Genomic DNA, 14,692 nt, shown 5'->3' with positions numbered 1-14,692 from the left:
CACTTTGGTATCAGAAACAGTTTATCAGCAGTGGGGCAGCCCCTTCATTGCTTGCGAAGGAGTAAACATGGCTAACGATGAAAACAAACAAAAAGCACTAGCAGCAGCGCTGGGCCAAATTGAGAAACAATTTGGTAAAGGTTCCATCATGCGTTTGGGTGAAAACCGCTCAATGGATGTTGAAACGATCTCTACCGGTTCCCTGTCACTGGATATTGCATTGGGTGCAGGTGGTTTGCCAATGGGTCGTATTGTTGAAATATATGGGCCAGAATCTTCCGGTAAGACAACGCTGACATTGCAAGTTATTGCTGCTGCTCAGCGCGAAGGCAGAACTTGTGCTTTTATTGATGCCGAACATGCCCTTGATCCGGTTTATGCGAAAAAACTGGGTGTAGATATTGATAATTTGTTGTGTTCTCAGCCTGATACTGGTGAACAAGCACTGGAAATCTGTGATGCTTTATCACGCTCTGGTGCTGTTGATGTCATTATTGTTGACTCTGTTGCAGCATTAACACCAAAAGCAGAAATTGAAGGCGAAATTGGCGACTCTCACATGGGTCTGGCTGCACGTATGATGAGTCAAGCTATGCGTAAGCTGGCGGGGAATTTGAAAAACTCGAACACCCTGCTGATCTTCATCAACCAGATTCGCATGAAAATTGGCGTGATGTTTGGTAACCCTGAAACGACCACTGGTGGTAATGCGCTGAAGTTCTATGCATCTGTCCGTTTGGATATTCGTCGTACTGGCTCGGTGAAAAATGGTGACGAAGTTGTTGGTAGCGAAACACGTGTGAAAGTAGTCAAAAACAAGGTTGCTGCACCATTTAAACAGGCTGAATTCCAAATTCTTTATGGTGAAGGCATTAACACTTTTGGTGAACTAATCGATCTCGGTGTTAAACACAAAATGGTGGAAAAAGCGGGTGCATGGTATAGCTACAATGGCGATAAAATTGGGCAAGGTAAAGCGAATGCCACTACCTATCTGAAAGAACATCCAGAAACTGCATCTGAATTGGATAAGAAACTACGTGACTTGCTGTTGAACAATACAGGCGGCTTCAGTAGTGCCGCTGCGGATTACGTGACAGATTTTGAAGACAACGGCGAAGAAGTGAATAACGAAGAGTTTTAATTACTTTTCATTCATTTTCCATATTCAGTTGCAATACAGGGCCAAATAGGCTTTTAAAAACCACATTCATATCGGATGTGGTTTTTGTTTTTATAAGAGAAATAAACATCCTTGCAATAAGCGTATCGAAACAGGTGTAACGAACAGACTTTCAGAAAATCCCTAGACGAATTACAATGCTGAAAAGCGAATGGATTTATATGGGATTTTACTTCTTATGGAAGACACTCTATCTTAACCCTATTTTAATTTATTCGTGAGTTGAAATGGTGATGCAATATACCACCTCAACCATTCAAAAATCTGTATTTTCAGCTTGATTTCGGGACAATTATGAGCAAAAGCACCGCTGAGATCCGTCAAGCGTTTCTTGACTTTTTTCATACTAAAGGGCACCAGATAGTACCAAGCAGTTCGTTGGTGCCAACCAATGATCCAACATTGTTGTTCACCAATGCAGGGATGAACCAGTTCAAAGATGTCTTTCTTGGATTGGATAATAGACCTTATTCTAGAGCAACAACGGCTCAGCGCTGTGTTCGTGCTGGCGGTAAGCATAACGATTTAGAAAATGTGGGCTATACGGCCCGTCACCACACTTTCTTTGAAATGTTGGGTAACTTCAGTTTCGGCGATTATTTTAAACAAGATGCAATTAAATACGCATGGGAGTTGCTGACCAGCGAAGAGTGGTTTAATCTGCCAAAAGAAAAACTGTGGGTTACTGTCTATGAGACCGACGATGAAGCTTATGACATTTGGCATAAAGAAGTTGGCGTTCCGGCAGAAAAAATCATTCGTATAGGCGATAACAAAGGCGCTCCATATGCGTCAGATAATTTCTGGCAAATGGGAGATACTGGGCCATGTGGTCCTTGTACGGAAATTTTTTACGACCACGGTGAGCATATTTGGGGAGGCCCTCCAGGCAGCCCAGAAGAAGATGGTGATCGATATATTGAAATTTGGAACACTGTTTTCATGCAATTCAATCGCCATGCTGACGGCACGATGGAGCCATTGCCAAAACCCTCTGTTGATACTGGCATGGGTTTGGAACGTATCACTGCAGTTTTGCAGCACGTTAACTCCAACTACGAGATTGACCTATTCCAAAATCTGATTGCGTCAGTTGCAAAAGTAACAGGAGCAACAGATTTTACCAATAAATCTTTGCGAGTTATTGCGGATCATATCCGAGCATGTGCATTCTTGATTTGTGATGGTGTTATTCCATCCAATGAAAACCGTGGATATGTACTTCGTCGTATCATCCGGCGTGCTGTTCGTCACGGAAATATGCTGGGAGCAAAGGATGTTTTCTTCTATAAATTGGTTGCTCCACTGATTGAAATCATGGGTGCGGCTGGTGAAGAGTTGAGACAGCAGCAAGCCTTGGTTGAGCAGGTATTGAAAACAGAAGAAGAACAGTTTGCTCGTACTTTGGAACGTGGCTTACAACTTCTGGATGAAGAATTGGCCAAATTATCAGGTGCTATTCTTGATGGTGAAACAGCTTTCCGTTTGTATGATACTTATGGCTTCCCTGTTGACTTAACTGCAGATGTTTGTCGCGAACGTAATATCAAAGTTGATGAAGCCGGTTTTGAGGCAGCGATGGAAAACCAGCGTCGCCGCGCTCGTGAATCCAGTGGCTTTAGTACAGATTACAATGAATTGATTAAAGTTGATGGACGCAGTGATTTCTGTGGTTATGAACATAATTCACAGCAAGCTGCAGTTATCGCTATTTTCCGCAATGGTCAAGCTGTTGATCAAATTCATACTGGTGAAGAAGCGATTGTTATCCTTGATAAAACCGCTTTCTATGCTGAATCTGGTGGACAGGTTGGTGATACAGGGAAATTGTCCCATGACAATGGTGTATTTGAAGTCCTCGATACACAAAAATATGCTCAGGCAATTGGACACATTGGCAAATTGACAAGTGGTAGCTTGAGCGTTAATCATACAGTTAATGCTGAAATTAATGTGGTACGCAGAGACACGATCCGTTTGAACCACTCGGCAACTCATCTGTTACATTCGGCATTACGCCAAATTTTGGGAGAACACGTTGCCCAGAAAGGTTCTTTAGTAAATGATAAGTACCTGCGCTTTGATTTCTCTCACTTTGAGGCCATGAAGCCAGAACAGATCCGTCAAGTCGAAAACTTGGTGAATGGAGAAATTCGCAAAAATTCACCAATTGTTACAGAATTAATGGAGCTGGAAGAAGCAAAAGCCAATGGTGCCATGGCACTGTTTGGCGAGAAGTATGACGAAAAGGTGCGTGTACTTAGCATGGGAGGCTTTTCTACCGAGCTATGCGGTGGTACTCATGCGAGTCGCACAGGTGATATCGGGTTGTTCCGTATATCCAGTGAATCAGGTACAGCAGCAGGAATCCGCCGTATTGAAGCTATTACGGGGCAAACTGCATTAAACTCTATCTATCAGCAGGCTGATTTACTGCAAGACATTGCTCATCTGGTGAAAGGTGATATCAATAGCCTGAATGAGAAAGTGAAAACGACACTGGACAGAACGAAGCAATTGGAAAAAGAGTTGCAACAGTTAAAATCTCAGCAAGCAGCTCAGGAAAGCTCCTCTTTGGCGAATCAAGCCAAGGAAATCCAAGGTGTTCGTTTACTGGTAACACAGTTAGGTGATATAGAACCGAAAGTGCTCAGAACGATGGTTGATGATCTAAAAAATCAATTGGGATCAGCAATTATTGTGCTTTCTACCGTGACTGGTGATAAAGTCAGCCTAATTGTTGGTATAACAAAGGATTTGACTGCTAGAATAAAAGCAGGAGATTTAATCTCTTTTGTTGCCCAACAAGTTGGAGGTAAAGGAGGAGGGCGCCTTGATCTGGCTCAGGCTGGCGGGACTGATGTAGCAGCTCTTCCTTCCGCATTAGCTAGTGTAGAAGAGTGGGTAACATTGCGGTTATAGTTGGTATTGCCGTGAAGCTGCGGCACCATAAAAAAGCTTTTATGGTGCCGAATGTTTTTTGTTGTGAAATTGTTGAAATGTTGGGCACATACTTATATTTTAGCTATCCTATAGATATAGGAAAGGTGTTCAAAACTACTTATACTTTAAGTAGATATCATTGCTTTACGTTTTCACGGTGTTTGATGGATAATAGCGGGGAAACCTAGAGACCCGACTCTTTTAAATTTTCAAGGAGCAAAGAATGCTTATTCTGACTCGTCGAGTTGGTGAAACACTCATGATAGGCGATGAGGTAACAGTCACAGTACTGGGAGTTAAAGGCAACCAAGTTCGCATTGGTGTAAATGCGCCCAAGGAAGTTTCTGTTCACCGTGAAGAAATTTATCAACGGATTCAGGCAGAGAAATCTCAGCCTACAACTTTTTAATTCAAGAATGGCGTCCATGCTTTTTTAACACTTGGGCGCTACTCTGCTTTTTTCTTTCTGCTTTCTTTTTTACTTCCCTGTCCTGTAAATCTATTGCGTTTATCTCTTTTTGATATCTTGATTCTATTCTCTCACGTCTTTTTATTTTCTATCTGTTGAAAAGGCATCGTTCATGAGGCCATAGTGTTGAATAATCATTTTCGTAAACTTTATGGTTTTTAGATGATTTCACTGTTGATAAAACAGCCCTTTAGATGCTAAACCAAGCATTTCGCGTGTTAAGTACGCAAAAGAAAAAAAGTTGCGAAAAAATGTTTGACTTATCAGACAGGGAAAGTAATATGTGCGCCATCGCAGCGACGAAGGGCTTGAAGAAAAGCTTCTGGGTAAGTTTCAGAGGTAAAGCTTCTAAAAGCTAAGAAGTGAAAATTTCTAAGTCGCAAGTTTTAAAGCGTGAATATATAGTTTACGCTTTTAAAGCAAAAGGTGAGGTGGCCGAGAGGCTGAAGGCGCTCCCCTGCTAAGGGAGTATGTGGTTAAGAGCTGCATCGAGGGTTCGAATCCCTCCCTCACCGCCATTTAAAAAATGCATCCATAGCTCAGCTGGATAGAGTACTCGGCTACGAACCGAGCGGTCGGAGGTTCGAATCCTCCTGGATGCACCATATTCAACACTGTGATCACATCATAATGTTTAAGTTCTGGAAATCAGACGATGGCCAGAAATGGAAAATCGACAATGCATCCATAGCTCAGCTGGATAGAGTACTCGGCTACGAACCGAGCGGTCGGAGGTTCGAATCCTCCTGGATGCACCAGCTTAAACCCCTGCCTTAATAAAGCAGGGGTTTTTCTTTATTTCCGCTTAAGAATAATACTTGCTTTATTATTTTTGTTTTCAATTTAATCATTAGTGTGTTGCTACCTCTATGTAATCAGCGACAACTTGGCTTCTTTCATATAAAGTAAACTTTTAGTAAATATCTTTTTAAACTCCACGGGAGGACAAATTGATCCCGGACGTATCAAAAGCATTGTCATGGTTAGAGGCAAACCCTACCGTATTAAATGGCATTTGCCGTGGCATTGAACGTGAAACTTTGCGTGTTACTCCAGACGGTCATTTAGCTAAGACAGAGCATCCAAAATCACTTGGTGCTTCTTTAACGCATAAATGGATTACAACTGATTTTGCTGAATCTCTATTGGAGTTTATTACCCCTGTTGATAGCAATATAGATAGAACAATTTCTTTCCTTAAAGATTTGCATACTTATACAACACGGCATCTGGATAATGAAAAAATGTGGCCTTTAAGCATGCCATGTTTTATTGATGAAGAAGAGAATATCACTCTGGCTCAATATGGTACGTCCAACGTGGGTCGCTTTAAGACCCTGTATCGTGAAGGACTAAAGAACCGTTATGGCGCACTGATGCAAACGATCTCTGGTGTGCATTATAACTTTTCTCTACCAATGAGTTTCTGGCAGGCATGGTTAGGTATTAAAGATGCCGAAACGGGAAAAGAGCAGATTTCAGATGGCTACTTCCGTTTGATTCGCAATTATTACCGCTTTGGATGGGTGATCCCTTATTTATTTGGTGCATCACCTGCAATTTGTTCTTCATTCTTACGCGGACGAAATTCAACACTGTCTTTTGAGGAAACAGAAAAAGGGACTTGTTACCTGCCTTACGCGACTTCTTTGAGGATGAGTGATTTAGGATATACTAATAAATCGCAAAGCGATCTGAATATTACTTTTAATCATCTCCATACATATGTAGAAGGACTTAAGAAAGCCATTCATAAACCATCGGAAGACTTTGCAGCAATAGGTATTAAAAAAGAAGATAAATACCTACAGCTCAACACTAATGTCCTTCAAATTGAAAATGAGTTGTATGCACCGATACGTCCAAAACGAGTCACGAAAGAAGGGGAATCACCTTCAGATGCCTTGTTGAGAGGTGGCATAGAGTATATTGAAGTGCGTTCTTTGGATATTAACCCTTTTTCTCCTATTGGGGTTGATGAAACTCAAATTCGTTTTCTTGACTTATTCTTGATATGGTGTGTTCTGGCTGAAGCTCCTGAAATGGGGAGTGAGGAGCTTGAATGTTGCCGTGGAAACTGGAATAAAGTTATTTTAGAAGGACGCAAGCCTGGATTATCTATTGGTCTTGGTTACGGGGTTGAACAACAGCCGCTTAAGATTGTGGGACAAGAATTATTCAGGGACTTAGAGCGGGTAGCAGAAGTCTTGGACACTTGTTCAGGAACTCAATATCAATCAGTTTGTAAAGAACTGGTGAACATGTTTGAAGATCCATCACTGACGTTTTCCGCACGTGTCTTAGATAAGATGAAATCTCAGGGGATAGCGGGGTTTGGATTAGAACTAGCAAACCAATATCACAACGAATTGATTGAAGAACATTATTCAATTTTGAATGATGAAAATTTTTCAGTTGAACGTGAGACTTCTATAGCACGTCAACATGACCTTGAGCAGCAAGATAAAATGAGTTTTGAAGAGTACTTAAAACTTCATGCTGGGTGTTAAAAAAGAAAATGGCCACCAGTGGTGGCCGAATAAAATATCGTAGAGAATAGGGATGATAACAATTTTGCGCGTCTTCATATCTTAAGACCAGCCGTAAATGAAAAGGTTTCATTTATCTGAAAAAGTTTTCGTAAAAAATCTGATTTCTTAGGAGGTAGAGTAATGCCTTTATTGGATAGTTTTACAGTTGACCATACTCGCATGGCTGCACCTGCTGTTAGGGTGGCTAAAACAATGACAACACCTCATGGTGATACCATCACGGTATTTGATCTACGCTTTTGTGTTCCCAACAAAGCAGTGATGCCAGAAAGAGGTATTCACACACTTGAGCATTTGTTTGCGGGTTTTATGCGTAATCATTTGAATAGTGATGGTGTTGAAATTATTGATATTTCTCCAATGGGATGTCGTACTGGTTTTTATATGAGTCTGATCGGTGCTCCAAAAGAATTGAGAGTGGCTGAAGCTTGGAAAGCTGCTATGGCTGATGTGCTAAAAGTTCAAGATCAGAGCCAGATCCCAGAATTAAATATTTATCAGTGCGGTACGTATGAGATGCACTCATTAAAAGAAGCTCAAGATATCGCTCAGAGTATTCTTGATGCTGATGTTCGTGTCAATCAGAACGATGAGCTAGCATTGCCAGAAGAAAAACTCGTAGAGCTACAGGTATAACTGCCTGTAAGCGAGGAGCTGAATTATGTATTAATGATACGCCAGATTCTCGCTATCTATTTTATTTTGGTTATAAATTTTTTTGTTAGTCAACAACCAGAATTAACTGATATTTTCGGGGGCTGGCTTGTTTTGCTGGCCCTCTATAGATTAATGTTTGGTTAATGTCATTTTTTATTTAATAGTTCCCATAAGGCACTAGTTGGGATTATTCGCTTGCTTTTATAAAATAAAATAAATGAAATTTTTTCATGAATATTAAACAGTTGAAATTATCTCGATTTTATGCAAGGAACAGATATGATAATATATATTGTTCTTGACTCTCTAAATAATACTTTAAAATTAGCACCTACATTTTCTAAAAATAAAAATATTCTGAATTTTTAAACTACTCATAGAATATGCAGGTAGTTAAACTTTGAATATTGTCATTGAACAATTATTAAATTATTCAGTAGGTTTTATATTTTGCTTTGTATCTTTATTCATTGGTGTCACACGAACCTGCTTGATAACATTATCTTGCACAGCAAGAACCTCAAAATTATATTCATTAATCTGCACTTGAGCGTTCAATTCAGGAATTTCGCCTAGTTCTTCCAGAATCATTCCATTCATTGTTCTTGGGCCATCTTCGGGTAGCGCCCAATTGAAAACTTTATTCAATTCACGGATGTTGGCTGTACCACCAACTAGAACAGCACCGTCACTTTGCGGAAAAACCTCTTCTGCCAGAGTTGGAGACATGGAGGTGGTAAAATCGCCGACAATTTCTTCCAAAATATCTTCAACAGTGATTAGCCCTTGAATATCTCCATATTCATCAACGATTAAGCCTGCTTTTTGTTTATTACGTTGGAAGTTAACAAGCTGGATGTTCAATGGAGTACTAACAGGAATAAAGTAGATTTTATCTGCGGCTTTGATCAAATTTCTTTTTGTGAATTCTTTTTTCTCCATCATCAGCCGATATGCTTCACGTACTCGGAGCATACCGATAGCATCATCAAGGGAGTCTCGATATAGCACAATGCGTCCATGTGGGGAGTGTGTCAGTTGTCTGATAACGGATTTCCAATCATTATTAATATCAATACCAACAATTTCGTTACGCGGGATCATAATGTCACCAACAGTGACTTTCTCAAGATCTAATATTGAGATCAGCATGTCCTGATTGCGGCGTGATAGGTTATTGTTTGATTCATTTACGATCGTACGTAGCTCGTCTTTGCTGACTGTATCATTGTGGATATTAGGGGTTTTGATCCCCAAACAATGCATAAACAGTAAACTAATTTTATTAAAGGACCAAACAAGGGGCAGCATAATTTTTTCTAGCGGACGCAGCAAGAAGCTACTTGGGAATGCTACCTTTTCAGGATAAAGCGCGGCGATAGTTTTTGGCATCACTTCAGAAAAAATGAGAATGATGAATGTGAGTAAACCAGTAGCAATGGCAACACCTGCATCGCCATAGAGCCTCATACCAACGATAGTAGCAAGAGCAGACGCCAGAATGTTAACGAGATTATTACCAATAAGGATCAGGCTAATGAGTTTATCTGGATGACGCAGCAGAGATTCAACCCTGCAAGCGGGTCTGCTCCCCTGTTTAGCTAAATGTCGCAAGCGATATCGGTTAATTGTCATCATGCTAGTTTCTGAGGCAGAAAAATAGGCTGAAATGATAACCATGACAACAAGAATTATAATCAGTGTGCTTGTTGAGACGTGATCCAAAACAAAATTCCTTCCTAATATTTATACAAATCTATTGCGGTGATAATTTGAGCTATTGATAAACCATCATTTCCTGTAACAATCTGCTGCCGAAAAAAGCAAGTGTCAGAATAAATGCGCCAATCAGATTGAACCAAATAACGCGTTTGCCACGCCACCCTTCATGATAATGCCCCCAAAGCAAAAGAACGTAGACGAACCATGCAATAATAGATAAAACGGACTTATGAATATTTTCTTTACTGAAAACATCATCCATGTACATGATGCCAGTGCATAGCGTTAATGTTAGTAAAATTACACCGACCTGCGTAATGTGAAACATTTTCCGCTCAATTGTCATCAAGGGAGGGATACCAGAGGTAAAAGTGAGCTTTTTCTTTTTAAGTTGATAATCCAGCCAACCAAGTTGCAATGCATAAAGAGCTGCAATGAGTAAGGTAGCATAGCCGAGTAATGCCAACCCAATATGAATGAATAATTCGACACTATCTTCAAGATGGGTAATGAATTCTCCCGGCATCATACTGGCCAGTATCAAATTGATCATAGCGAAACTATAAACAACGGGTAGTAAAAACCATGCACGTCCACGGAAAGCGACGATTGTCATGATAAGGCACACAAGCAAGCTGACAATTGAGCCTAGATTTAATAATGTCAAATTTTGTCCACTGCTGACATGAAAAATTTGATATTTCAATGCAATGGCGTGACTTACTAACGCTATAACTGCGAAAGAAAGTGCCAGTTTTTGATAACTGTTTTGTTGGCGCAATAAACCTGGCACGATGAGCGTCAGGCTAATGAGATAAGCTAGTAAAGCAATAATTGAAAATATCAGCATAACGTTTATCGTTTTCGCAATAGTGTTGAATGTTAACTCTTTACCTTTCAAGCCACCGTTTTGTTGGCTGTACTTAACCCTTCTGACTACATGTCCTTTAGATTGCATATTCTTTGTTTATACAATCAGTTATGTAATTATGGGTGAGTACTCTTGCCATTATAGTGTAACTTGAAATGCATTGGATATGGATCGAATACCGAATTAAAGTATACCGTTAGCAGGAGTAGCCTCCAACCGTTGTTAATCATACTTGGGGATCTCTTTGCAGAGATCACATAATCATCGTGTTATAATTCGTGAAATTTGCCTTACAAGTAACCAACTTGTAGATATCTGAGCTGAGACAATGTTTGATAATTTAACTGACAGACTATCGCGCACATTGCGCAATATCAGCGGTCGCGGACGGCTGACGGAAGATAATATTAAAGATACGCTGCGCGAAGTTCGTATGGCTTTGCTTGAAGCGGATGTTGCATTACCTGTCGTGCGTGATTTTATTGCACGAATCAAAGAGAGCGCAGTGGGGCATGAGGTTAACAAAAGCCTTACCCCAGGTCAGGAATTCGTCAAAATCGTTCAGAATGAATTGGTTAAGGCGATGGGGGAAGTTAATAGTGAACTGAACCTTTCCACACAGCCTCCCGCTGTGGTTCTTATGGCTGGTTTGCAAGGTGCAGGTAAAACTACTAGCGTTGCCAAATTAGGTAAGTTGCTAAAAGAAAAAAACAAGAAAAAAGTCTTGGTTGTTTCTGCTGACGTATACCGACCAGCAGCGATCAAACAGCTTGAAACCTTATCTGAAACAGTTGGAATTGACTTTTTCCCTTCAGATGCACAGGAAAAGCCCGTTGATATTGTCAATAAAGCGATCCAATATGCTAAGTTGAAATTCTATGATGTGTTGTTAGTCGATACAGCAGGTCGTCTGCATGTTGATGAAGCTATGATGGATGAAATCAAAGCAGTTCATGCAGCTATCAATCCTGTCGAAACCCTGTTTGTTGTTGATGCAATGACAGGTCAAGATGCGGCGAATACAGCAAAAGCATTCAATGAAGCATTACCACTAACCGGAGTTGTTCTGACTAAAGTAGATGGTGATGCGCGTGGTGGTGGTGCACTCTCCATCCGCCACATCACGGGTAAGCCCATTAAATTCCTCGGTGTTGGTGAAAAGACGGATGCGTTGGAACCTTTCCATCCAGATCGTATTGCATCCCGCATTTTGGGTATGGGAGACATGCTTTCATTGATCGAAGAAATTGAAAGCAAAGTTGACCGTAATCAAGCAGAAAAACTGGCGTCTAAGCTGAAAAAAGGTGACGGTTTTGATTTAAGCGATTTTCTTGAACAGCTTAAACAGATGCGTAATATGGGCGGAATGACCAGCATGTTGAGCAAAATGCCGGGAATGACGCAGATCCCTGATGCTGTTAAATCCCAAATGGATGATAAAGTTTTGGTTAAAATGGAAGCCATTATTAATTCCATGACTCGTAGAGAGCGTGAAAAACCAGAAATCATCAAAGGTTCTCGTAAGCGTCGTATTGCGATGGGGTCGGGTACACAAGTGCAGGATGTCAATCGTTTGTTGAAACAGTTTGATGAAATGCAGCGCATGATGAAAAAGATGAAGAAAGGTGGTTTGGCAAAAATGATGCGAGGCATGAAAGGCATGCTGCCACCTGGATTTATAGGGCGATAATCGACAAAGTTACGAAAGAAAATGTTCTTTGGATTGCTTTTTGCGCCAAAGTGAGTAAAATTTTCGGGCTTTTAAATGGACAGCTGGACTCCATTCCTCGATGGAGTCAAGTTGTTTTGCTAACTAATGAGGATGTTATGGTAACAATTCGTTTAGCTCGTGGCGGCGCAAAAAAGCGTCCGTTCTATCAAGTAGTCGTGACCGATAGCCGCAATGCGCGTGATGGTCGTTTTATTGAGCGTGTTGGTTTCTTCAACCCAATCGCTTCAGGGAAGGCAGAAGCTCTGCGTTTAGATCTGGACCGTATTGAACACTGGGTTGGTCTGGGTGCATCTGTGTCTGATCGTGTTGCTGCACTGATCAAAGACGCTAAGAAAACAGCTTAATCTGTCACGGTGGTAACAATGAGCAGGCAATCTGGCCTAAAGCCCCCTGTTGAGCCAATCGTATTGGGGAAATTGGGTTCTTCGTATGGCATTCGTGGTTGGCTCAGAGTTTTTTCTTCCACCGAACACACCGAAGACATTTTTGAATATCAACCGTGGTTTATTCAACGCTCAGGTCAGTGGCAACATGTTGAGCTGGAAGCGTGGAAATATCACAATCAGGATATTATCGTCAAAATTAAAGATATTGACGATCGGGATGCAGCGAATTTACTGACTAACTGTGAAGTTGTAGTTGATTCTAGCCAATTACCAGAACTGGGAGCGGATGATTATTACTGGAGAGACCTTATGGGGTGCCAAGTAATAAACACAGCTGGTTATAATCTTGGAACCATCCATGACATGATGGAAACGGGTTCTAACGATGTAATGGTAATAAAAGCAAACCTGAAAGATGCATTCGGTATCAAGGAGCGGCTGATTCCGTTTCTTGATGGGCAGGTTATCAAGAAAGTCGATCTCGCTACCAAAACTATTGAGGTAGATTGGGATCCTGGTTTTTAATCTCCGGTAAACACGGTTTAAATGAGTGGGACGCAGTATGTGGATTGGGGTTATTAGCCTGTTTCCTGAAATGTTCCGCGCAATAACCGATTACGGGGTAACTAGTCGGGCAGTAAAGAATGGCCTGCTGAGTATAGAATGTTGGAGTCCACGGGATTTTACCTACGACCGGCATCGTACTGTTGATGACCGTCCCTATGGCGGTGGTCCAGGTATGCTTATGATGGTACAACCATTACGGGAAGCCATTCATGCAGCCAAAGTTTCGGCGGGTGATGGTGCAAAGGTGATTTATCTTTCACCTCAGGGGCGCAAACTCGATCAACAGGGAGTTTGTGAACTGGCGGCAAATGAGAAATTAATTCTGGTTTGCGGTCGTTACGAAGGTATTGATGAGCGCGTTATCCAAACCGAAATTGACGAAGAATGGTCTATCGGTGATTACGTTCTTAGTGGAGGAGAGCTTCCTGCAATGACGATGATTGACTCTATATCTCGGTTTATTCCGGGAGTATTAGGGCGTCAAGCATCGGCAGAAGAAGACTCATTCGCTGATGGATTGTTGGATTGCCCACATTATACTCGCCCTGAAGTGTTAGACGGTATGGAAGTCCCTCCAGTTTTACTGTCGGGAAATCATGCTGAAATTAGTCGCTGGCGAATGAAACAATCGCTTGGCCGAACTTGGTTAAGAAGGCCCGAACTTCTAGAAAGCCTAGCTCTGACTGACGAGCAAAGGATGTTGCTGTCTGAATTCCTACGGGAATATCAAGATCAGGCAACGAATTAATCCAGACATGTCCCGTGAAGGAATGTCTTTGATATATCAGTTTACCTAGGGTAAGAGAGTTATTATGAGCAACATTATTAAACAACTTGAACAAGAGCAGATGAAGCAAGACGTACCTTCATTCCGTCCGGGTGACACCGTGGAAGTTAAGGTATGGGTCGTTGAAGGTTCTAAAAAGCGTCTGCAGACATTCGAGGGCGTGGTTATTGCAATTCGTAACCGCGGTCTGCACTCTGCATTTACTGTTCGTAAGATTTCTAACGGCGAAGGCGTTGAGCGCGTATTCCAGACTCACTCCCCAGTCGTAGACAGCATCAACGTTAAACGTCGTGGTGCTGTTCGCAGAGCTAAACTGTACTACCTGCGTGAGCGTTCTGGTAAGGCAGCTCGTATTAAAGAGCGTCTGAACGCAAAATAATACGCTTTCGCTACATCCGAAAGTTATCGCTAAAGGCCAGCAAGTTGCTGGCCTTTTTACATTCTAAAATTTGCTTTAGTTGTAAAATAGCGGTTAAAGCTGCGGCTTGGTTGTTAACCAGTTTTGAGACCAAAAAAAGTACTAGAGCATAAGTCTATCGTTGTGCTTGAACAACATCTTCTAGAATTAACTTTAATCCACCTAAATGTGAGTGGAAGAATGTATCGCTCATCCATGCCACACCAAAGACAGAAAAGATCGCAACCACACCCGCTTTGAACACGGCACCATTTAAAAATAGGATTAAAATCTTATTATTATAGTGAATGATTTATAAATGGTTAATGGATAGGGCAAACGGGTCTAATTTATACAGATGAAAATCCCACTGTCAGGATTTTCATCATATAGCCATTATCCCAGCCAGCCTTCTGGCGCTTAGTC

Annotated in this window: 12 protein-coding genes, 3 tRNA genes and 1 pseudogene; 13 read left to right on the top strand and 3 right to left on the bottom strand. The window is 41.3% G+C overall.

All coding sequences use genetic code 11. The features are described from left to right. Positions 1-67 precede the first annotated feature (67 nt). The 8 genes from recA to luxS all read left to right on the top strand — a co-directional run bounded on the left by recA (position 68) and on the right by luxS (position 7,783). Entirely contained in the window at positions 68-1,144 is a 1,077-nt protein-coding gene (recA, locus tag BM135_RS05785; protein WP_092518720.1) for a recombinase RecA, read from the top strand. Between the two features lie 333 nt (positions 1,145-1,477). Continuing rightward, positions 1,478-4,105, top strand: a complete 2,628-nt coding sequence (gene alaS / locus BM135_RS05780) for an alanine--tRNA ligase (RefSeq protein WP_092518718.1) — start codon at positions 1,478-1,480, stop codon at positions 4,103-4,105. Between the two features lie 244 nt (positions 4,106-4,349). After that, positions 4,350-4,535, top strand: a complete 186-nt coding sequence (gene csrA / locus BM135_RS05775) for a carbon storage regulator CsrA (protein ID WP_010845367.1) — start codon at positions 4,350-4,352, stop codon at positions 4,533-4,535. Between the two features lie 485 nt (positions 4,536-5,020). Continuing rightward, positions 5,021-5,113: transfer RNA gene (locus BM135_RS05770), tRNA-Ser, on the top strand. Positions 5,114-5,123: 10 nt separating this feature from the next. After that, a tRNA-Arg gene (locus BM135_RS05765) sits at positions 5,124-5,200 on the top strand. 76 nt (positions 5,201-5,276) lie between these two features. Then, positions 5,277-5,353: transfer RNA gene (locus tag BM135_RS05760), tRNA-Arg, on the top strand. Between the two features lie 192 nt (positions 5,354-5,545). Continuing rightward, positions 5,546-7,105 carry a glutamate--cysteine ligase gene (gshA, locus tag BM135_RS05755; protein WP_092518716.1) on the top strand — a complete coding sequence of 520 codons (1,560 nt, stop codon included), beginning with the start codon at positions 5,546-5,548 and terminating at the stop codon, positions 7,103-7,105. A 162-nt stretch (positions 7,106-7,267) separates the two neighbouring features. After that, positions 7,268-7,783: an S-ribosylhomocysteine lyase gene (gene luxS, locus BM135_RS05750; RefSeq protein WP_092518714.1), complete on the top strand. Its 516-nt coding sequence runs from the start codon at positions 7,268-7,270 to the stop codon at positions 7,781-7,783. A gap of 450 nt (positions 7,784-8,233) precedes the next feature. Here luxS and BM135_RS05745 read toward each other — a convergent pair whose 3' ends face one another. Next, a complete protein-coding gene (locus BM135_RS05745; RefSeq protein WP_139204075.1) occupies positions 8,234-9,529 on the bottom strand; it encodes an HlyC/CorC family transporter in 1,296 nt (431 codons plus the stop codon). A gap of 52 nt (positions 9,530-9,581) precedes the next feature. Continuing rightward, positions 9,582-10,376 carry a cytochrome C assembly family protein gene (locus BM135_RS05740; protein WP_092518832.1) on the bottom strand — a complete coding sequence of 265 codons (795 nt, stop codon included), beginning with the start codon at positions 10,374-10,376 and terminating at the stop codon, positions 9,582-9,584. Positions 10,377-10,725: 349 nt separating this feature from the next. On the opposite strand from BM135_RS05740, the gene ffh reads away from it, so the two are divergent. The 5 genes from ffh (at position 10,726) to rplS (ending at position 14,248) form a co-directional block, all read left to right on the top strand. Further along, positions 10,726-12,087: a signal recognition particle protein gene (gene ffh / locus BM135_RS05735; protein ID WP_092518712.1), complete on the top strand. Its 1,362-nt coding sequence runs from the start codon at positions 10,726-10,728 to the stop codon at positions 12,085-12,087. Between the two features lie 137 nt (positions 12,088-12,224). Further along, positions 12,225-12,473 (top strand): 30S ribosomal protein S16, encoded by a 249-nt coding sequence (gene rpsP / locus BM135_RS05730; protein WP_092518710.1) that lies wholly within the window; start codon positions 12,225-12,227, stop codon positions 12,471-12,473. 18 nt (positions 12,474-12,491) lie between these two features. Continuing rightward, on the top strand, positions 12,492-13,040 hold the full coding sequence (gene rimM / locus BM135_RS05725) for a ribosome maturation factor RimM (RefSeq protein WP_092518708.1): 549 nt from the start codon (positions 12,492-12,494) through the stop codon (positions 13,038-13,040). Between the two features lie 37 nt (positions 13,041-13,077). Beyond that, positions 13,078-13,830, top strand: coding sequence for a tRNA (guanosine(37)-N1)-methyltransferase TrmD (trmD, locus tag BM135_RS05720; RefSeq protein ID WP_092518706.1), 753 nt, complete (start codon positions 13,078-13,080; stop codon positions 13,828-13,830). 64 nt (positions 13,831-13,894) lie between these two features. Beyond that, on the top strand, positions 13,895-14,248 hold the full coding sequence (gene rplS / locus BM135_RS05715; RefSeq protein ID WP_010845356.1) for a 50S ribosomal protein L19: 354 nt from the start codon (positions 13,895-13,897) through the stop codon (positions 14,246-14,248). Positions 14,249-14,312: 64 nt separating this feature from the next. Here rplS and BM135_RS16895 read toward each other — a convergent pair. Beyond that, a pseudogene (locus BM135_RS16895) lies at positions 14,313-14,540 on the bottom strand (anaerobic C4-dicarboxylate transporter family protein); the annotation flags it as partial. Positions 14,541-14,692: the final 152 nt, after the last annotated feature.

It is taken from the genome of Xenorhabdus japonica (assembly GCF_900115195.1).
Lineage (GTDB): Bacteria > Pseudomonadota > Gammaproteobacteria > Enterobacterales > Enterobacteriaceae > Xenorhabdus > Xenorhabdus japonica.
Note: the sequence above shows the minus strand (reverse complement) of the source record. Positions and strands in the feature narration are given on the sequence as shown.